The following is an 18,816-nucleotide window of genomic DNA, read 5'->3' as shown; positions in this document are numbered from 1 at the left end:
TCTTCAGCGGGCCGGGGCACACTGAATAAAAACAACCATTTCCTCGGGCGTTTTTCTACAGCGGAGCCCGGGGAAACCCGCAGCCGCACAGTATTTTCAGCCGAAAAACGGGGATGTGACGGAATGGCATACCACTTGCTAATTACGCAAGCGCACATCAGACAAACTGGGTGAAAGCGTCCGCAGCGGACCTCTCGGGCTCACCGCTGGCGCAAAATAACAATAACCTCACGCGCGGAATGCAAACCGACCAACGGGCGTTCCGGCGAACCGTTTACTTCACCTATGTCGCTTCGTAACGTTTCCCTGCGTCCCAACGCATTCCCTCGGCGCCCCTTGGAAAACGCCACGCTCCCCCTCTTTCGCACGCTGCTCCCCGCTCTGGTGATCGGCTTCATCTCCAGCCATGCCCTCGCCGCCGACTCCCAGGCGCAGACCACCGGCACCACCAAAACGAGCGGAACCGCCGCCAAAACCTCCGGCACCGAAACCGCCGTCGTTGACGAAGTCGTCGTCACCGGCATCACCAAGGACGGCTCGCAAGCCGTGGGATACCGCACCGACTACGTTTCCATGGGGCCGCTGGGCTCCACCTCCGTTCTCGAAGTCCCCTACTCCATCACATCGGTTTCCGCCGACTTCATCGCCAACACCCAGGCCCAGTCCGTCGCCTCCGCGCTACAATACGTCCCCACCGTGCAAAGCCAGACGGGCGGCAGCCGCCTCACGGATTACTACACCATCCGGGGCTTCTCCAGCTCCGTGTGGAGCTACAACACCTCGATTGACGGTCTGCGCTGCTACGACGCCGTGGTCCCCATCGAGGACAAGGAGCGCATCGAAGTCCTCAACGGCGCGAACAGCTTCCTCTTTGGCATCACCTCGCCCGCGGGCATGATCAACTACGTCGCCAAGCGGCCCACGAGCGACTATCTCTACGACCTCACCGTCGGCACCTACGGCGGCGATCAATACTACACACACCTCGACCTCGGCGGCCCGCTCGACAAGGCCGGCAAAGTCGCCTACCGCCTAAACCTGGTCGGCGTTGCCCCGGGCGAAGTCGGCGTTGACGACGAAAAGAACGGCCGCTTCCTGGCCAGCGGCGCAGTGGACTGGCACATCACCGAAGACACTATCTGGTCCGTGGACGCCTCCTATTTCAAGCGCCACCTGGAGGACAACCAGCCCCTCTTCATGATCGGCAAGGCCACGATCGTCCCTAGCGCACCCGACACCACCAAGAACTATTCACCCGACTACTCCTACGGCAAAGATGAGATCAAGAAGATCGGGACCGACTTCGTCTCGAAGTTGAGCGACACCTTCACGCTGCGCTCCTCCTTCCAATACACCGACCAGCAGCGCTCCTACGCCACGTTCCGCGAAGTCTGGCAAAACAACAAGGGCGACTACACGATCCGCACCGACTACGCCGGGCAGAACATTACCACCACCACCCAGGGCTACGTCTACCTGGACAGCGTTTTTGAAACCGGCCCGCTCTCGCACAAAGTCACCCTCGGTGTGAGCGATGACTATATTGACGTCCTGACCCCGTACCCCAACGGCCTCACTTCCGTCACCGGAAAAACCGTCTACCCCTCCAACCTGCTCACCGCCAAGCCCCCCGTGGAGCTGGCCCACGTGCTCAGCAGCGGCTCGCCCTACCGGAAAACCGAAGAGTCCAACTTCAACTCCGTGCTCCTGGCCGACCAGATCGAGCTAACCAAGCAATGGTCCCTCATGCTGGGCGGCAACTACTCCAGCGTCGACACCCGCACCTGGAGCTCCTCAACGTGGCTTGAAAACCCGGAAAACGAAAAAGGGGCCGCCACCCCGAGCGTGGCCTTGATGTACAAACCGACGGACAAAGTCACCACCTACGTCTCCTACATCCAGGCCCTGCAACGCGGCGACACCGCCCCCGCCACGGCCAAAAACGCCTACGAAATCCTCTCCCCCTACAAGAGCAACCAGTATGAACTCGGCGCGAAATCGGAAATCTACGGCGTCAACTTGAATGCCGCCCTCTTCCGCGTCGACCAGCCCTACGCCTACACCAACACCACCACGAACCTCTACGCCGACGACGGCCGCGAGGTGCACACCGGCGTGGAGCTTTCGGCCTCCGGCAAGATCACTCCCGACCTGACGCTCTTCGGCGGCTTCACCTTCCTTGACCCAACGGTGGAGAAATCCGGCAGCTCAGCCCTCGTCGGCAAGGTCCCGCAGGGCGTGGCCAAGGAAATGGCCAAGCTTTACCTGGAATACGCCGTGCCCTACGTCACCGGCTTCGCCCTCACCGGCGGCATCACCTACACGGGCCGCGAATGGGTCGACGCCGCCAACACCCTCTCCATTCCGAGCGTCACGCTCGGCGCCGTGGGAGCCCGCTACCAACGCAAATTCTGGAACCGCGAATTCACCTTCCGCGTCAACGTCGACAACGTGACCGGCCGGGATTACTGGACCACCCGCAGCGGCATCCTCTACCTGGGCAACCCGCGCACGGTCGCCTTCTCCGCGGAGGTGAAGTTCTAGGACCCGCGCAAGCAAAGAGATAAAGAGTCATGCTTTTAAAGGCACACGGTTATCGAGGGAAACAAAGGGCTTGGGGACGGCGGCTCGTCCTCTGCGGATGCCTCGGCATCGGCACGGCGTTCGCCACCGCCCCCGCCCGAACCGTCGTCGATACAACCCAAGCGCGCGTCGAGATCCCGCACCCGTCGCGCGGCGTGGCTCTCTACTGCTTCATGTTGCCGGAGTACCTCGCCGTCACCCGCTCTCCGGGGGACGTGGCGGCCGCCGCCGAGCTTTCGCCCGGCGCGTTCCGCGAGGGCCACGACCTCCTTCGCGAACTCTTCCCCGGGATGGCCGCCATCCGCAACCAAATCTCGGGGGCGACCTTCGCCCAGCCCAATCTCGAAGCCTTGCTAGCCCTGGACCCCGGCGTCGTCATTCACTGGCGCGAATACACCGGCTACAAGGCGCAGATGGAGCGCATCGGTCTCCCAGTCGTGGCGCTCAGTCACGCCCGCCGGGAGGATTGGCTCGTGGAGACCCCGCGTATTTTCGCCGAGGTCTCTGGCCTCCCGGAGCGCGCTCAACAAATGACTGAATCTTACCGTGAGTCCAAGGCCGCGCTGGCCCGCGAACTCCGCCCCGCCACGCTCCCCTCGCGCCCGAAGGTGCTGCGGCTCTGGATGCCGCCGGAGGGGGGCTACAACGCCGTCGGCAAGGGCCAGCTCTTCAGCGCGTTCATCGAACAGGCCGGAGGCGCGCCCGCCATCGAAGCCCCCGGCTCCTGGTTGGCGCTGGATATCGAACGCCTCCTCCTGCTCGACCCGGACGTCATTCTCATTTCCTCGCGCCCAGATCAGCCGCTGCCCGAGGCCCTTTTTGCCCGGCCCGAGTGGCAGCCGCTGCGGGCCATCCAGACCCGGCGCGTCTATAGCGAACCGCCCGCCTTCTCCAACCTCATCGCCGCGCCGCTCTACTGCCGCTGGCTGGCCGAGTTGCTCCATCCCGACCGCCTGAGCCCCCGCCTGCGCGAGCTTTTCCAGGCCTATTACCTCTCTGATTTCAACTACGCGATGAGCGACGCTGAAACCGACGCCCGCCTCTTCCTCAAGGAAAACAGCCGCTCGGCGGGCTACGAACGCTTTTGCAAACCATGACCCGGCTCCCGCATCCATCCGCCTTTCGGCAAAACGCGCTGCTCTGGTTCTTTGCCGCCGCGCTGCTCGTCACGATGCTCCTCTCGCTCTGCATCGGAGCCTATCCCGTCTCCTTTTCGCACGTGGCCTCCGCCGCTCTCGGCTCGCTCTGGCCGGGCAGCTCGCCCTTCCCCGGCGTGAGCGATAAGGAGCACATCGTCGTCATTCTCGTGCGCCTGCCACGCATCCTCCTGGCCACGCTGGCCGGTGCGGGCCTCGGCCTCGCGGGGGCTTCGCTGCAAGGCATGATGCGCAATCCTCTCGTCGGCCCGGACCTCATCGGCATCACATCCGGGGCCTCTTTCGGCGGCGTGCTCGCCATCCTTTTCGGGCTCGCGCCAACCGCCATCGTCGGCTGCGCCTTTGGCGGCGGGCTCCTCGCGCTCGTCCTCGCCTCCGGCCTCGCGCGGCTCTCCAAAAGCGCGGACGTCCTGCCGCTGATCCTTTCCGGCGTCATCGTCAGCGCTTTTTTCAGCGCGCTCGTCGGGCTGGCCAAGTACCTGGCCGACCCGGAGACCAAGCTCCCCGGCATCGTCTACTGGCTCATGGGCAGCTTCGCCGGAGCCGACGGCCAAAAAATATGGATGCTCGCCGTGCCGACGGTGATCGGCGGCGCGATCCTCATCGGCCTGCGCTGGCGGCTCAACCTCCTTTCGCTCGGCGACCTCGACGCGGCCTCCCTCGGCGCGCCCGTGGCCCGGCTGCGCTGGACGCTGATCGGCATTGTCTCCTTCATCGTCGCCGCGCAAGTCTCCGTGAGCGGCGGCGTCGGCTGGGTTGGCCTCGTCGTGCCGCATTTCGCCCGGATGCTCGTCGGCCCGGATCACCGGCGGCTGCTCCCCGCCTCGGCACTGATTGGCGGCTTCTACCTGCTGGCCATGGACGACCTCGCGCGCAGTATCACCCGCCAGGAACTGCCCATCGGGCTGCTCACCGCGCTGGTCGGCACGCCCGTCTTCGCGCTGATGTTCTGGAAAACCCAAACGAAAGGATGGGCCCGTGAATAGCACTCCTTCCAGCGTCCCCACCGTCGCCTTCGAGCGGCTCGGCTTCGCCTACCACCCGGGCCGCCCCGTGTTTCAGAACTACTCGGCCTGCGCCCGCCCGGGGCAGATCCTCGCCGTCCTCGGCCAGAATGGGCGCGGCAAAACCACGCTCCTCAAGCTGCTCCTGGGCGTATTGAAGCCGACCGAGGGCCACATCGCCACCACTGGCCGCATCGCCTTTGTCCCGCAGCTCTTCCAAGTCAGCTTTGATTACTCAGTATTGGACATGGTGCTCATGGGCTGCGCCCAGCGCGTCGGGCTTTTCGGCCAGCCGACCCGCGCCGACGAAGCCGCCGCCCTCGAGGCCCTGGCCCGCTTCGGCTTGGCGGAAATGGCCGACGTCCCCTTCCACGAACTCTCCGGAGGCCAGCGCCAGATGACCATCTTTGCGCGCGCCCTGGTCTCGCAGGCCAACATCCTCCTCCTCGACGAACCAGCCGCCGCGCTCGACCTGAAAAACCAGGGCGTCATCCTGGAATGGATCTTCCGCCTGGCGCGCCACGACGGCATGACCGTTCTTTTCACCACCCACCAGCCCTCGCAGGCGCTGGCGGTAGCCGACCACGCACTCCTCATGAACAGCGCGAGCGAATGCCGCTTCGGCCCTGCGAGCGAAGTCCTCACCGAAGCGAATTTGCAGGCCCTCTACGGCGTCCCGCTCAAGCGCCTCCGCTTCGAGCACGAGGGCAAGCCACGCGAAACCTTCGCCCCCATCCTTTTATGAAACCCGCACCAACCTTTCACATCTTCGTCTGCACGGGCCACAAAGCCGACGGCAAGGAAGGCACCTGCCACAGCCGAGGCTCCATCGCCATCCTTGAGCACCTGCGCCAGCGAGCCCGCGACGAAGGCCTCCCCATTCACGTCAACGAAACCGACTGCTTCCGCTGCGGCATCAGCGGGCGCGGGCCGAACGTGGTCGTCTACCCGCAGGGCGTCTGGTACGGCGCGCTGACCGTGGCCGACGCCGACGAAATCATCGAGAGCCACTTCAAATGCGGCCGGATCGTCGAACGCCTTGTTTTAACATTCCAACCTACTTAATCATATGATCGATCTCTTTATCAAAGGTGGCCCCGTAATGTGGCCGCTCCTGGCCGTCTCGCTGCTCGCCCTCACCGTCATCCTGGAGCGCCTGGTCTTCACGCTCATCGAATGGCGGCGGAGCGATCCGGAAATCGTCAGCAAAATCTTCAGCGAAGCCCACCACGGCAACCTGGAGGCCGCGCAGGCCGCCGGGGCCGGGTCCCGCGATTACCTCGCGCGCATCCTCACCTACGCGCTCAAGCACCGCGACTCCTCCTTTAGCAACGCGCTGCTCAAAGCCGCCAACGACGAACTGCGGCGCTTCAACCGGGGCATCTCCGTCCTCGACACCGTCGTCACGCTCGCCCCGCTGCTCGGCCTCTTCGGCACCGTCACCGGCATGATCCACGCCTTCGGCCTCCTGGGTGCAAGCGAGCTCGGCGCGCCCACGGCCATCACCGGCGGCATCGCCGAGGCGCTCATCGCCACCGCCTTCGGCCTCTTGATCGCCATGACCTCACTACTCCCGTTCAACTTCCTGACCACTCGGCTGGAGGAAGCCCGCCAGCGGATCGAGACCGCCGCAGCCAAGCTCGAACTGCTCCTCATGCGGGCCGAGAAACAATCCAACTTCGCCTAATCCTCTAAACAGCCATGATCGCCATCTCCTCGCCTCGAAGCAAAAAGCGGGCCCGCATCGAGATCATCCCCTTGATCGACATCATCTTCTTTCTGCTGGCCACCTTCGTCATGGTCTCCCTCTCGATGGTACGCAACAGCGGCATCGCCGTGAACCTCCCCAAAGCCGCCACCGCCGCGCCCCAGGAGCGTTCCGAAACCAACACCATCTCGCTCGATGCCCAGGGCGGCGTCTACTTCAACAAAGAGCCCGTCAACAACGAGGCCCTCGACGCCGCGCTCAAGGGCCTGCTCACCCGCGACAACGATCCCCGCGTGGTCATCAACGGCGACGTGAAAGCGGAATTTGGCACCGCCATTGCCGTGCTCGATCAGGCGAGGAAACTCGGCATCACCAAAATCGCGATCCAAACGGAGCCGCTTCCCGCCGCAACCAAATGAAACTGAAACCGCCGGGGTTCCTGCTGAGCTTCATCGCCGCCGTCGGCGTGCATGCGCTGATCCTCTTCGGCTGCGGCCTGGGCACCGCCGCCAAGCCGCTCCCCGTGGCGGGTGAACCGGCGACGGTCGACGTCAACCTGGTCGATTCCGCCCCCGGCGCGGAAGCCATGGCCGAAGTCACCCCCGACCCCGAGCCTCCCCAGCCCGCCCTGACTCCGGAACCGCCCCCCGAGCCGACGCCCGAACCCACACCGCCTCCGCCCGAGCCGGACCCGGTCATCGCCGCCCCCACGCCCAAGCCGACCCCGCCGCCTCATCCGGCCACGGCCCCACGGCCCACGCCCAGCCACACCCAGGCCAAGCCCCGGCAGAACGCCAACGTCACCACCGGGTCCCCCGACGCCGATGCCGCGCAGATCGGCAACCACGGCTCTGGAGGCGGCACGCTTCCCCGCACCCGCAGCAATCCCAAGCCGGACTACCCGCGCGAGGACCTGGCGGCCAAGCACGAGGGCGTCGTCCTCATCTCGGTCGAAGTCTCCGCCGAGGGCCGCCCCGCCGCCGTCACCCTCCTGCGCGGCAGCGGCTACCCGGGCCTCGATGAGTCAGCCCTCAAGACCCTCTGGCGCTGGCGCTTCGAACCGGCGCGGGCCGCCGGAATCGCCGTGGCCACCCGCATCAACGTCCCGATCCGCTTCCGCCTGGATCAACGCTGAGGGCGCGAGCGTAAAACAATGTAGAGAAAGTCTTTACATTGCGGGGCGGTTGAGCTTCCTTTCCCTCGTGTCCGAGCCGACCTACGAGTGCCGCGTACTGGCGCTGCGCGAGAAGCTCCATCTCAGTCAAGTGGAGCTCGCACGGCGGGCGGGGCTGACCCGTCAAGCGGTCAATATGATCGAGCGCGGCCTCTCGATCCCATCGGTAACCACCGCGCTGCGGCTCTCCGAAGTCCTGGGCTGCCCCATCACCGATCTTTTCCAAAAGCCCGAGACCGAGCAGATCGTTTCCGTCACCCTCTCCTCGGCCAACCCTGATTTTCCGCAAAACCGCGTGCGCCTAGCCGAAGTCGGCGGCCGCTGGATCGCCGTTCCCTTTCTCGCTCCCGATTCCGGTGAATTCGGCGAGGCCGACGGCCGGATCGTCTCCCGCGACGGCCCGCGTGGCGAGGTAAAGCTTCTCGGCGCACCCGACCACTTCCGCAATAACCTGCTCGTGGCCGGATGCGACCCCGCGCTGGCCATTTTGCGCGACCTCTGGAAGCGCCATTACGACGAGGGGGCCATCCGCTGGCAGAACCTCAATAGCAGCGCCGCCATCACCGCCCTGCGCTACGGCGAAGCCCACATCGCCGGGGTGCATTTCCCCGACGCCGAAAGCCAGAGACAGGCCATCGCCCAGCTGCCGATGGACGTCGTCCTCGTCCGGTTCGCCCGTTGGGAACAGGGCTGGATGCTCCCCCGGGGCAACCCGCTCAACTTCCGCTCCGTCGAAGATCTGACCAGCAAGAAAGTCACCCTCGTCAACCGCAACACGGGCGCGGGAAGCCGTCTTTTGCTCGATTCGCTCCTCGCACAGGGGGGCATCAAGCCCGAGAAAGTCCAGGGCTACGGCAACACCGCCCCCACGCACTTCGCCTGCGCCCAGAACATCCGCGAGGGCCTGGCCAACGTCGCCATCGGCTTGCGGGCCGTGGCCGACGCCTGCGGGCTCGACTTCGTGCCGGTGCAGGAAGTCGGCTTCAACTTGGTCGTCCCCAAGGTGCTCCTGGATTTTCCGCCCGCCGCCCGAATGCTGGACCTCTTGCAGGCCCGGCGCTTCCAGCGGCAGTTAGGCGACCTCCCCGGATACGAGACCACCGAAACCGGCAAGGTGCTTACGGCTTCTTAAGGTTTCTTAACCAACGCGGGCCCGCAACCGCCCGTGCGCCAGATTTTCACGCGCATGGAGCCGTCGGCGAGCTTCTCGATCTCGCCTGGCAGGCGGCAGTCCATAATCTCGATCACGAGCCACGAGGGAACGTGATGGCAAAGGATTTCGAACTCCTTGTACTGCGGATCTTTCAACATCGGGAGCAGGAAATCCTTCGTCTTCACCACGCTGCCCGGTTGCTGGATCGCGTGCAGCGAGATCCGGTAGCGTCCCTCTCCGAGGTCTTCCAAAAGCGGCATTTCAACGGCGGTTTCCATAAGGCTAGAAATCAGGGATACTTGGGTTGCATGTTGGCTTCTTTCCACTGGAGCAGGGCGTATTTCAGGCCCTTGTCGATCTGGTAAGGATACTCGACCCCGAGCACCCCGTGCTCCTTAAGCGAATCCTGCGCATGAACGCCGATGCGCGAGGTCACGACCGCGTCGCAATCCGCGATCGCCTTCACGCGGCCCGCGGATTTGGGCGCACCGCCACCCATCTCCCACTCCTCGTCGATCTCCCGATCCTCGATGTGTTTGATCTCCGCATCGCTCACCTCGTAGATCATGAACGTATTGGCCTTGCCGAAATGGGAATCCACCAAGCGGCCCGTCTCCGAGGAAACGGCCACACGCAGCTTTACCGGGTTTTCAATATTACTCATAGGTATTTTCTAATCAGTCACAGAGCGCCGGGTCGATGGCTTTGGAGCGGAACGCCCGCTCCCAATCGTTGGCGAAAACTTCCAGAATGTTGAGCGCCCCTTCGTAGCCGAAGTAAGGCCGGTCGACGTAGACCTCGCGGTTGCTGGGGCTCAGGAGATCGAACGCGATCTTGATGCCCGCCTCCTCCGCGATGTACTTTTCCCACGAGGAGCCGATCATCGCGTCGGCCTGCACTTCATTGACGGCTTTCTTGATTTGATAACCGTCCACGGCAAAGGCCACCTTGGTTTTGAGGCCGAGGTCATCCAACTCGCGTTCCAGGATCTCGCGCGCCGCCGGAGTGAGCGCCGAGCGGAAGAGCAGCAGTTCGGGGATCATCTCCAGCTCCTCAAACACCATGCGCACCAGCCCGAGCCCGATGGTGCCGTCGGCGGAAAGCACGACCTTGCAGTTGCGGTAGCGCGGAATGAGCATCAGCGCGCGGCGGCGCAGGACGTCGAGGACCTGCCCTTCGCCTTCCTCCACAAGCTTTTCCGCCGCCTCCTGCGCTCCAAATTGTTCCCCCAGCGCGCGAATCCACCGGCTGGTATTCTTCACGCCCACCGGCAGCGGCAGATCGCCCAGCAGCAGCGGAATGCCGTGCGTTTTTTCCAGCTTTTGCACAAATCCGTGCCCGGTGTCGTGGCTCAGCAGCAGATTGCCCGAGGCCGCCCCGGCAGCTTCGATCTGCGCCATCGATGTATCGTGCGAAAAGACCGTCTGCACCTCCACGCCGAGCTTGCCCAGAACCTCGCGAACCCAGTGAAAATCGGCGAACCACGTCGGATTCAAGTTCGCCTGCGGGGCGATCAAATTGACCGTCTTTTCCTTCTTGGTCTCATGCTTCCTAATGATCGGCAGAAGCGCGGCGAGGCCCATTTCCATTCCCTCGTAGCTGTTACCCCGGAAGCCGCCCGCCGTCACGGGGATCAGCTTGGCATTGATCTCCGGCTGCATCTCCGCGCAAATTCCCTCCAGGTTTTCGCCGATGATATCCGCCGAGCAGGTGCCCACGATAAAGAGCACGCTCGCGCCGAAAGATTTGTCCGCCTGGCGAATCAGATCCATCAGCTTTTCCGAGGCCCCCATGATGATATCCGACTCAAAGAGCCGCGTGCAGGCCACCTTGCGCTTGGTGAAATCCGTCTCGTGCGCATCGTAAGCCGCCGCCACCGTGGCCGCGCATCCTTGCGGAGAATGGATCACGATGCTGACGTCCTGGATGCCCGCGATCACGCTGGCCACGCCTTCCAACGCGCAACTGACGATCGGGTCGCGGCTGTGATTACAGTTTTCGAATTTTAGCTGTTCAAGCATCTGCCCCTCCTTCTGCCTGCGTAGACGGTGCAATCGGGAAGATCCTGGCTCAGTTTGGGCGTCAGCGACGACGCCGAGGCCAGGCCCGCTTTCTTTGGAAACACCATTTTTTTGGAAAGCCAGCTCCGGGGGCGGAACGAGTAGTTGAGTGCTTTGTTGATGCACTGGGCGACTTTCAGCGCCCCACGGTAACCAAAGCGCGGCCGGTTCAAAATCGCGTTGAGATCCACGAGCGGGATCGACGGAAAGCTCAAGGAGGACCCGAAGTAAACCACCGAGCTGGTGTCGATGCCGCCCAGGAATTTGAGCAGCTCCTCCTCCGTCTGCTGCATCGACTCATACTTGCCGAACGCCAGCGTCCCTTTGGTGATGAGGATCTCCGGATCGATGCCCGTTTCGAGCAGGTAGTCGATGCTCGTCTCGCGGGCGCCGGTATCCCACGGGTGAAAATTGAAAATGATCGCGCGCATCCCGAAGTCATGCTCCAGCATGTGGGCGATGGAGAGCGACTTGACCGCGTCGTGGCCTTCCACAATGGCCGTCTTGCCGACCAGATGCGATTTGGCCTCCTCAAACTCCACGCGGATCGCCTCGTACTCGCGCGCCATCAGCGCCTTGGCCTCCTCCTCTTTCTTCAAATACCTGGCCGCCTCCAGGATCCACTTTTCCGTGGCGGCAATGCCGTAGGGGAGGATCGTCGAGTTCAGCGGCGTGCCGTGAACGCTCAGCATTTCGCGCCCGATGACGTAGCCGATATCAAGGCAGAGCGTGCAGTTGACGGCCACGCTTGCGGCCGTGCGCAGCTCTTCCATCGTACAATTCCCGGCGATGACGGAATGGACGCGCGCCCCCATCCCCTCAACCAGCCGCATGAGTTCCTTGACGTCGGTATCCACCTCTGTGCGTTCCGGGCCCATCTTGCCGCCAACGATATTGACCGCATCGGCCAGCCGGGCTTGCTCCTCCGGGTTGGGAGCTTCCATGAGCTTGACGAGCTCTTTAAAAACGAGATCGAATCCGCTGCGGTATTCCCCGGCAAAGCCTTCGCAGTGAATGATGAGCGTCTGGGCGTGGAGCTGGTCTTTGAGGCCGTCGACCACCGCATCCACATTGTCGCCGATGATGCCGGTGGCGCAGCTCGTGGCGACCACGATCAGGTCCGGCGTATATTTTTGGTCCACCTCCAGGATGGCCCCTTTGAGTTCCTTTTCGCCGCCGTAGACAATCCGTTTCATGTCTACGTTCGTGCTAACAACCGATTCGTAGGGCGAACCGCTGTTGCGGCTGTTGGTCAGCTTGTAGGCCGCCTTGACCCCGTAGGCGCACCCGCTGGGCCCGTGGGCGATGACAATCGCGTTGCGAATGCCACTGAGGATTTTCATGGCCGTCCAGAACTTGCAGGGACGGGTGTGCGATCCTTGCAGCTTGGTGGTGATTTTGCCTTCTTTGGCCAGCCGGTAAAGCTCGCTGAGCTTGCCGTGGAAGACGACGTTTTCGGAAATATCGGCCATAGACTGGGAAGTGTTTTCTGAAATTTGCTTGGGGACCTCATGACCTCGGGCCAGTAACCCGAGAGGCCCCACATCCGGGGGAAAAACTTTTCCGTTCCCACGGCGGCCCGGCAAGGTGTCCACCAACCTGCCGGACCGCCGCTTTTTACGGAACAACAACCACTCTATCCTACCAGGTATTAAGTACCCATTCCCTGTTATGCTTCGCTTCCATATCAGCAAACAGAGTATTCGCGATCGTTTCCGCCAGGAGCTCCGTCCCGCGGTAGCCGATCACAGGCTTTTTCCAAACCCCCGCACGATCGAACGTCGGGAAGCCGACGCGGATCATGGGAATCTTGTTATCAATGGCGATATAGCGGCCCTTGGAGTGGCCCATGATGATGTCGATATCGCCGGGATTATTCTTGATGTGCTCTTCGAGTTCCCACAGGTCGGCGTTCCAGATGGCTTCGATCTCGTAGTCCACCTTGTCGCCGAGTTCCTTGAGACGGCCGTCTTTGGCAACCTGCTTGCTGTCGTCGCCGAAGAGGAGCAGCGTCGGCTTAAGTTCCACCTCAAGGCAGAATTCCGCGAGCGCCATGACCAGATCGGGATCGCCATAGAGGGCGACCTTCTTGTCGGCGAAGAACATGTGAGCGAGGTCGGCCATGGCGTCAATCGCGCGGCCGCGCTCTTCCACGAGGGATTTCGGCACCGGCTTGCCGGAGAGCTTGGCCAGGTTCGCGATAAAGGCATCCGTGTTCTTGATACCGATCGGCAGGTGCCCCATGGCGACCGGCACGTCGAATTCGCTCTTCAAGTAATCCGCCGCGCTGCCGCCTTCGTACTTCGCGAGCACGATGGAGCCCTTGGCGTTGGCCGTGTCCGTCAGATCCTCGATGGTCGTGTTGCCATAGGTGAAGGCGGATTTGTCGGGCATCGTCGGGGCATCGAACGTCTCAGTGTCGATCAAGACATTGCCGTCGATTCCCATTTCGGCCAGGAGGTGCTTGATCTCGATCACGTCGCCCGGGTTGACCCATCCGGTGAAGACGTTGATCTTCTCATTCTTCACGCCCGCCGTGGCGAACGTGCGCACGAGGGCTTCCACCGCTTCGTTGTAGCCGGTGACCTGGCTGCCGCTGTAGCTCGGCGTGTGCATGGCCACGAGCTTCACCTTGCGGCCGGGCATCTGCTCTTTGATGCGCTTGTCGAGCTTGCGGATGGTCCCCTCGATGTCGTCACCGATGGTCTCCGTGGAGCACGTGGTGATGATCGGGATGGTGCGGATGTGCGGATAGCGCTGAAGCAGCGTCATCACGCCGTCCTCGATGCGGGGAACGCCGCCGAACACGGCCGCCGACTCGTGCAGCGAGGAGGAGGCGATGTCGAAGTTTTCCTTAAGGTGTTGCGCGAAGAGCAACCGAATGAACATGCAGCACCCCTGGCCGCCATGCACCAGAGGAATGCAATCCTTGATGCCGATGCTGGCGTACTGGGCCCCGGCGGGCTGGCAGGTAAAGATCGGATTGATCACACCCGTCCGGGTTTTTTCTTTGATGTTGATAGGCATATCTAAATCTTGGCAGAAGTTGGTTTAGTATTGGGCGACTTTGGCCTCGGCATTGAGGCACTTGTCGATGACGACCTCGTGGAGCTTTTCCTTGAGGGACTTCATGACCTCTTTAATGCCCTCGGCTCCCAGTTCGAGGAAGTCGGGGATGTCCCGCTTGACGTCCTTCACCAGCGTCACCGCGTCGGCGTAGTAGCACTTTTCGGCGGGCGTGTTGAGGGAGATGACATCGCAGGTCAGGAGCTGGGTCGCCAACCCGATGACGCCGTTGATGTTGGCCTCGCGGTCCCAGGCCCGCGAGTGGAACTGCCAGAGGTAATGTTCCTGAATATACTTGTAGAGTTCAGCAGTGTAATTTTTCATTTTTGCTCCCGGATGTCGATTGCGGCCAGCTTCATGAGCGGAGAGTAGATGGCGTTGTGCATGTCGCGCGCCATATTGACCGCGCCTTCGAAGCCCATGTAAGGCCCGTTGTGATAGGCGTGTCCGTTGATGTAGGGCAGGTGTAGCTTCTTGACGAGCTCGCCCACGCGCGGCCCGGTGAGGACCATGTCGGGCTTGATCTGGCCGAGGACCTCGAAGAATTCGAGTTCGTTGGCGTCGTCGATGTAGTAGGTGCCCTCGCGGCCGCGGGAGATGACCTTTTCAAAGTCTTCCTGGTGGCCGAACTTGGAGGACATGGCGAGCACTTGCATGCCAAGATCGTCCTCGAAGGCTTTGGTCCAGTGCCAGAGGCGCGGGCCGCCCGTCCAGATGCAGACTTTCTTGCCGGTAAGCCGCTCTTTGTAATAGTCGAGCTTCGGCTTCCACTTGGTGATTTCCTCGGCGATCACCTTCTCGGCCCGATCTTCGATGCCGAAGAAGATGCCGACTTTGCGGAGTGCTTCGGCCGTGTAGTCAAAGCCCCACGTATCGACGTCCAAACGCGGGATGCCGTATTTTTTCTTGAGTTCGTTGGCGATGTAACCGGCGGAACGGGCGCAGTTGGTCACGTTCAGTTTCGCTTGATGCATGGAGCGCAGCGAATCGTAGGTGCCGTTGCCGGTGAAGTGGGCGATGATCTGGATGCCCATGCGCTTCATGTAATCTTCGAGGATGTAGGTATCACCTTGAATATTATAGTCACCGATGAAGTTGACGGTGTATTCGCTAGTGATCTCCACCTCATGCGTGCCGACCTTCTCCTTCATCCAGTCGATGTTGAAGACGTGGTGGCCCTTGGATTGGGAAACTCCGGCGAAACCGGCGCATTGCGAGCAGAAGATATCGACGTCGCCGAGCTCTTCCATCACGTCGTCGGCCACCGCCTTGGGATCGTCACCGATGAGCGCCGTGGCGCAGGTGGTGTAAACGATCATCCGCTTGATTTCAGGGAACTCTTTGAAGGCCTCGATCATGGACTTCTTGAGCTGCTTTTCGCCGCCGAAGACGATGTGCTTTTCCTTCAAGTCGGAGGACCAGGCGTACTTCAACTGGAAGTTGCCGTTGTCGCTCGGGTAGCGCTTGGTGTGCCAGGTGTCATACGAGCAGCCGATGGGGCCGTGGATGAGCTGGATGGTGTCCTTAAGCACACCGCCGATCACGAGCTTGGAGCCGCAAAAGCTGCAGCCGCGCTCGGAGAGGGTGCCGGGGATGGTTTCAACGTTGGAGGCAGGCAGGAACTCGGTGATATCCTCCCCCGGGGCCTTGATATAGCAGTGCTTTTCGCGCTCGGGGATTGTTTCGTCGCATTTAAATAGTTTTAAAGGCATGGTAAATCTTTCTGGTTAATGTGGGCGAAGTGCTCAGTCACTGTGCGGGAGCCGGTTGCGGCTCCCCGGCCCCCGCGTTCAGCGCTGAAAAATCAATCCATCAGACCATAGCGGGCGACCAGCTTCTCCAGCTCCGGCATGGTGAGGGGCTTCGGTTTGACGAACATTTCGTTCTCGATGATCTTGCGGGCCAGCTCGGCGTATTCGTGCGCCTGGTTGACGTTCGGATCGTAATCGATGACCGTCTTTTTGTTGAACTCGGCTTTTTGCACGATGTTATCGCGTGGTACGAAGTGAATCATCTGCGTGCCGAGGGCTTCGCAGAATTCCAGGATCATTTCGAGTTCGTTGTCGACCTTGCGGCTGTTGCAGATGATGCCGCCCAAGCGAACGCCCGACTGGTCGGCGTATTTGAGCAAGCCTTTGCAGATGTTGTTGGCAGCATAGGTCGCCATCATCTCGCCCGAGGCGACGATGTAGACTTCCTGGGCCTTGCCTTCGCGGATCGGCATGGCGAAACCGCCGCACACCACGTCGCCCAAGACGTCGAAGTGCACGAAGTCGAGCTCTTCGTTATACGCGCCAAGTTCTTCCATCAGGTTGATGGAGGTGATAACGCCGCGACCGGCGCAGCCGACGCCGGGTTCTGGGCCGCCGGATTCCACACAACGGATGCCGGAGAAACCGGTGTTGACGACGTTTTCGATGGTGATGGCGTCCTCGCCCTTTTCACGCAGCGTGTCCATGATGGTCTCCTGCGGCTTGCCGCCGAGGACCAGACGCGTGCAGTCCGCCTTGGGATCGCACCCGTGGATGAACACCTTCTTGCCGTGAACGGCAGCCAGGGCCGCCGCTGTGTTCTGTTGAGTGGTGGACTTGCCGATGCCACCTTTGCCGTAAAATGCTACTTTGCGTGTCATGTTTAGTTGGTTTCTTTGGATGGTCCCGCGGCGCTGATGCGTTTGCATGCCGCACGGGTTCTGATCTACGGGAAGGGCATTTAGCAGAGGCCGTGCCAGGGCAAAAAATCCGCATAACCGATCCTACTCAACGCCACACAACCATCGCATTATCAGCGAGTTACGCAGCCGCATAAAATCAGGATCTTTTTACCTACCCTCCGGAGGCGCCCTCGGCCCCTCCCCCATTCCATACATTTTGGTATGATTTTGGCCGAAAAAGGCACCGAATGGTAGTTGTGATTGTCATTCGTCATTCCCGCTTTACACTCCGGACCAGCTTCCGATATTCCCCAACCGAGGCCGCAACGCGCTTGCTGCCAGCCGGTAGCCCCCTTTATAATACGTCCATCCCAAACGCCCATCGCACCGCAATGAGTTCCGACACCAGCCACCCCATCCTGAGTCCAACCGTAATGGATCGGGCGTTGGGGGCCTTCTTTGGCGTGGCCATCGGCGACGCGCTCGGGGCCACGGTGGAGTTCATGACCGCGCGCGAGATTGCCGGTCAATACAAGGTCCACAACCAGATCGTGGGCGGCGGCTGGCTGGGCATCAAGGCGGGCCGCGTTACGGACGATACCGAGATGGCCCTCGCCCTCGGCGCGGCCTTGATCGAGAGCGGCGGCTGGGATCTCTGCACCATCGGCAACCATTTTGTAAAGTGGATGCGCAGCCTGCCCATCGACATCGGCAACACCTGTCGGCGGGGCATTCGGCGCTTTCTTTTGGACGGCACCGTCGCCGCGCCTCCCTGCGACGCCGACGGCGGCAACGGCGCGGCCATGCGCAACGTGGCGACCGTGCTGGCCACGCTCCAGAGCGACGAGATCCTCATCCAGCGCACCGTGGAGCAGGCCCACCTGACCCACAACCACCCGCAATCCGACGCGGGCACCGTGGCACTGGCCCGGATGACGCGCGAGCTGATCCTCCACGGCGAGGAAGCCCACTGCAACCAGATCGCCGCCGACCTGGTAAAAGCCCACCCGGCCTTTCGCTTTAAACCGTGGCCCGGCAACAGCAGCGGCTACATCGTTGATACGGTACAGACCGTTTTCGACGGCTTTTTCAACACCGGCAGCTTTGAAGAATGCGTCGTGCGTGTGGTCAACCGCGGCGGCGACGCCGACACCACCGGAGCCATCGCGGGGCAGCTCGCCGGGGCGCTCTACGGCTTCATGAGCATCCCGAACCGGTGGCTTAAGAAAATCGACCCGAAAGTTACCGCCGCCATTCACAGCCAAGTTCCCCAGCTCCTCGCCCTCTCCGATCAAGCATTTTAGGATCTCCCCCCAATCCCATGCACCTCCCGGAAAGCCTCTACCACAAAAACATCGCGGAGGACGACTCTCGTTCAACGAGCGTCATCAACCGCTGCAACATCCCTCCCTGGATCATCGGCAGCGAGGACTTCCAGGCCGACCCACGCCCCATCGAAATCGACGGCGTGCGCGACACCGACGGCCGCCTCTTCCACATGCTCGATAGCATCCCCGACGCCGTGGAGCGTTCGCGCCTTTTCGACGACTACGTTTGCGCGAAGTTCGGTCTCGCCGAGCTTGCCGAGCAAAAAGACGGCAAGACCCCGGCCTCGTACAGCTACGTCCATTTTCTGCGCGCCTGGGGGGCCGACAGCAACGGCCATGCGGGGGCCATCCTCAAGGCCTGGGTCGAGAGCCGTTTCGGCATCCTGGCCACCTACCACAACGGCCGTCTGGCCGATAACGCAGAGGCCCGCACGCAATTCACCTTTGACCGGATGCGCGGCGCGGCACGCACGATCGGCATCTTGATGCAGCTCGATCTCCTCTACACCTTCTGCCAGGACGAACTGCGCCGTCGCTTCCCGGAAGCGTGTTGGAAGACGCTCTACCGAGGCACGCACGACCCGGAGGAATACATCGTGCGCTCAAGGCACTCCCCGCAGAGCAGCCACCAGACGCTCATCCAGCTTAACAACCTGAGCTCCTTCACCTCCGACCGCGAGGTCGCCTGGGAATTCGGCTCCAAGGCCTGGGAAGTCCAGATTCCCCTCTCCAAAATCGTTTTTTTCAGCGGCCTGCTGCCCAAGTACCTCTCCGGCGAATCCGAGTACCTCGTGCTTGGCGGGTATTACCGGGTAAAGACGTTGCTTTACTGACAAGATTTACACAGAGGACACGAAGGAAATAATTTATACGAATTACATACTCAGACGCTACCAGATGGCCTCTCCAGTAAAAATATTTCACGCAAAG

19 protein-coding genes are annotated in these 18,816 nt (G+C 61.9%); 11 read left to right on the top strand and 8 right to left on the bottom strand.

Translation table 11 applies throughout. The features are described 5' to 3' along the window. The first annotated feature begins 285 nt into the window (after positions 1 to 285). Genes B2828_RS10620 through B2828_RS10580 form a run of 9 tightly spaced genes read left to right on the top strand, consistent with a single transcriptional unit; the run spans position 286 to position 8,758 of the window. Positions 286 to 2,544, top strand: coding sequence for a TonB-dependent receptor (locus B2828_RS10620; RefSeq protein ID WP_479633715.1), 2,259 nt, complete (start codon positions 286 to 288; stop codon positions 2,542 to 2,544). Between the two features lie 29 nt (positions 2,545 to 2,573). After that, on the top strand, positions 2,574 to 3,680 hold the full coding sequence (locus B2828_RS10615; protein ID WP_479633714.1) for an ABC transporter substrate-binding protein: 1,107 nt from the start codon (positions 2,574 to 2,576) through the stop codon (positions 3,678 to 3,680). Continuing rightward, on the top strand, positions 3,677 to 4,726 hold the full coding sequence (locus tag B2828_RS10610) for a FecCD family ABC transporter permease (RefSeq protein ID WP_479633713.1): 1,050 nt from the start codon (positions 3,677 to 3,679) through the stop codon (positions 4,724 to 4,726). Before B2828_RS10615 ends, B2828_RS10610 begins: the two co-directional genes overlap by 4 nt. Next, complete coding sequence (locus B2828_RS10605) at positions 4,719 to 5,489, top strand: ABC transporter ATP-binding protein (RefSeq protein ID WP_479633712.1); 771 nt, start codon at positions 4,719 to 4,721, stop codon at positions 5,487 to 5,489. Before B2828_RS10610 ends, B2828_RS10605 begins: the two co-directional genes overlap by 8 nt. Continuing rightward, positions 5,486 to 5,809 carry a (2Fe-2S) ferredoxin domain-containing protein gene (locus B2828_RS10600; protein ID WP_479633710.1) on the top strand — a complete coding sequence of 108 codons (324 nt, stop codon included), beginning with the start codon at positions 5,486 to 5,488 and terminating at the stop codon, positions 5,807 to 5,809. The genes B2828_RS10605 and B2828_RS10600 overlap by 4 nt, the downstream gene beginning before the upstream one ends. Positions 5,810 to 5,813: 4 nt before the next feature. After that, positions 5,814 to 6,431 carry a MotA/TolQ/ExbB proton channel family protein gene (locus B2828_RS10595; protein ID WP_479633709.1) on the top strand — a complete coding sequence of 206 codons (618 nt, stop codon included), beginning with the start codon at positions 5,814 to 5,816 and terminating at the stop codon, positions 6,429 to 6,431. A 14-nt stretch (positions 6,432 to 6,445) separates the two neighbouring features. Then, positions 6,446 to 6,871, top strand: a complete 426-nt coding sequence (locus B2828_RS10590) for an ExbD/TolR family protein (protein ID WP_479633708.1) — start codon at positions 6,446 to 6,448, stop codon at positions 6,869 to 6,871. Continuing rightward, the gene (locus B2828_RS10585; protein ID WP_479633707.1) at positions 6,868 to 7,587 is read left to right on the top strand and encodes an energy transducer TonB; all 720 of its coding nucleotides are present in this window, start codon (positions 6,868 to 6,870) and stop codon (positions 7,585 to 7,587) included. Before B2828_RS10590 ends, B2828_RS10585 begins: the two co-directional genes overlap by 4 nt. A gap of 49 nt (positions 7,588 to 7,636) precedes the next feature. Then, positions 7,637 to 8,758 carry a substrate-binding domain-containing protein gene (locus B2828_RS10580; protein ID WP_479633706.1) on the top strand — a complete coding sequence of 374 codons (1,122 nt, stop codon included), beginning with the start codon at positions 7,637 to 7,639 and terminating at the stop codon, positions 8,756 to 8,758. Here B2828_RS10580 and B2828_RS10575 read toward each other — a convergent pair. The 8 genes from B2828_RS10575 to nifH all read right to left on the bottom strand — a co-directional run bounded on the left by B2828_RS10575 (position 8,755) and on the right by nifH (position 16,537). After that, on the bottom strand, positions 8,755 to 9,057 hold the full coding sequence (locus B2828_RS10575) for a Fe-only nitrogenase accessory AnfO family protein (RefSeq protein ID WP_479633705.1): 303 nt from the start codon (positions 9,055 to 9,057) through the stop codon (positions 8,755 to 8,757). The genes B2828_RS10580 and B2828_RS10575 overlap by 4 nt on opposite strands. Before the next feature lie 11 nt (positions 9,058 to 9,068). Further along, positions 9,069 to 9,443, bottom strand: coding sequence for a NifB/NifX family molybdenum-iron cluster-binding protein (locus B2828_RS10570; RefSeq protein WP_479633704.1), 375 nt, complete (start codon positions 9,441 to 9,443; stop codon positions 9,069 to 9,071). 13 nt (positions 9,444 to 9,456) lie between these two features. Further along, entirely contained in the window at positions 9,457 to 10,800 is a 1,344-nt protein-coding gene (locus B2828_RS10565; RefSeq protein ID WP_479633703.1) for a nitrogenase component 1, read from the bottom strand. Beyond that, positions 10,785 to 12,311 (bottom strand): nitrogenase component 1, encoded by a 1,527-nt coding sequence (locus B2828_RS10560; RefSeq protein ID WP_479633702.1) that lies wholly within the window; start codon positions 12,309 to 12,311, stop codon positions 10,785 to 10,787. Before B2828_RS10560 ends, B2828_RS10565 begins: the two co-directional genes overlap by 16 nt. 169 nt (positions 12,312 to 12,480) lie before the next feature. Continuing rightward, positions 12,481 to 13,866 carry a nitrogenase component 1 gene (locus B2828_RS10555; protein ID WP_479633701.1) on the bottom strand — a complete coding sequence of 462 codons (1,386 nt, stop codon included), beginning with the start codon at positions 13,864 to 13,866 and terminating at the stop codon, positions 12,481 to 12,483. A gap of 24 nt (positions 13,867 to 13,890) precedes the next feature. After that, positions 13,891 to 14,229, bottom strand: a complete 339-nt coding sequence (locus B2828_RS10550) for a Fe-only/vanadium nitrogenase subunit delta (RefSeq protein WP_479633700.1) — start codon at positions 14,227 to 14,229, stop codon at positions 13,891 to 13,893. Beyond that, a complete protein-coding gene (vnfD, locus tag B2828_RS10545) occupies positions 14,226 to 15,617 on the bottom strand; it encodes a nitrogenase vanadium-iron protein, alpha chain (protein ID WP_479633699.1) in 1,392 nt (463 codons plus the stop codon). The genes B2828_RS10550 and vnfD overlap by 4 nt, the downstream gene beginning before the upstream one ends. A 92-nt stretch (positions 15,618 to 15,709) precedes the next feature. Continuing rightward, on the bottom strand, positions 15,710 to 16,537 hold the full coding sequence (gene nifH, locus B2828_RS10540; protein ID WP_479633698.1) for a nitrogenase iron protein: 828 nt from the start codon (positions 16,535 to 16,537) through the stop codon (positions 15,710 to 15,712). Positions 16,538 to 16,950: 413 nt separating this feature from the next. Here nifH and draG point away from each other — a divergent pair, with 413 nt between their 5' ends. Next, positions 16,951 to 17,862, top strand: coding sequence for an ADP-ribosyl-[dinitrogen reductase] hydrolase (gene draG, locus B2828_RS10535; protein ID WP_479633697.1), 912 nt, complete (start codon positions 16,951 to 16,953; stop codon positions 17,860 to 17,862). Between the two features lie 17 nt (positions 17,863 to 17,879). Next, entirely contained in the window at positions 17,880 to 18,719 is an 840-nt protein-coding gene (locus B2828_RS10530; protein WP_479633696.1) for an NAD(+)--dinitrogen-reductase ADP-D-ribosyltransferase, read from the top strand. The last annotated feature ends 97 nt before the right edge of the window (positions 18,720 to 18,816 follow it).

The sequence above is a fragment of the Spartobacteria bacterium UBA695 genome (assembly GCA_002298145.1).
In the GTDB taxonomy this organism is placed as follows: Bacteria; Verrucomicrobiota; Verrucomicrobiia; order Chthoniobacterales; family Chthoniobacteraceae; genus UBA695.
This window is presented reverse-complemented; position numbering and strand designations above follow the sequence as displayed.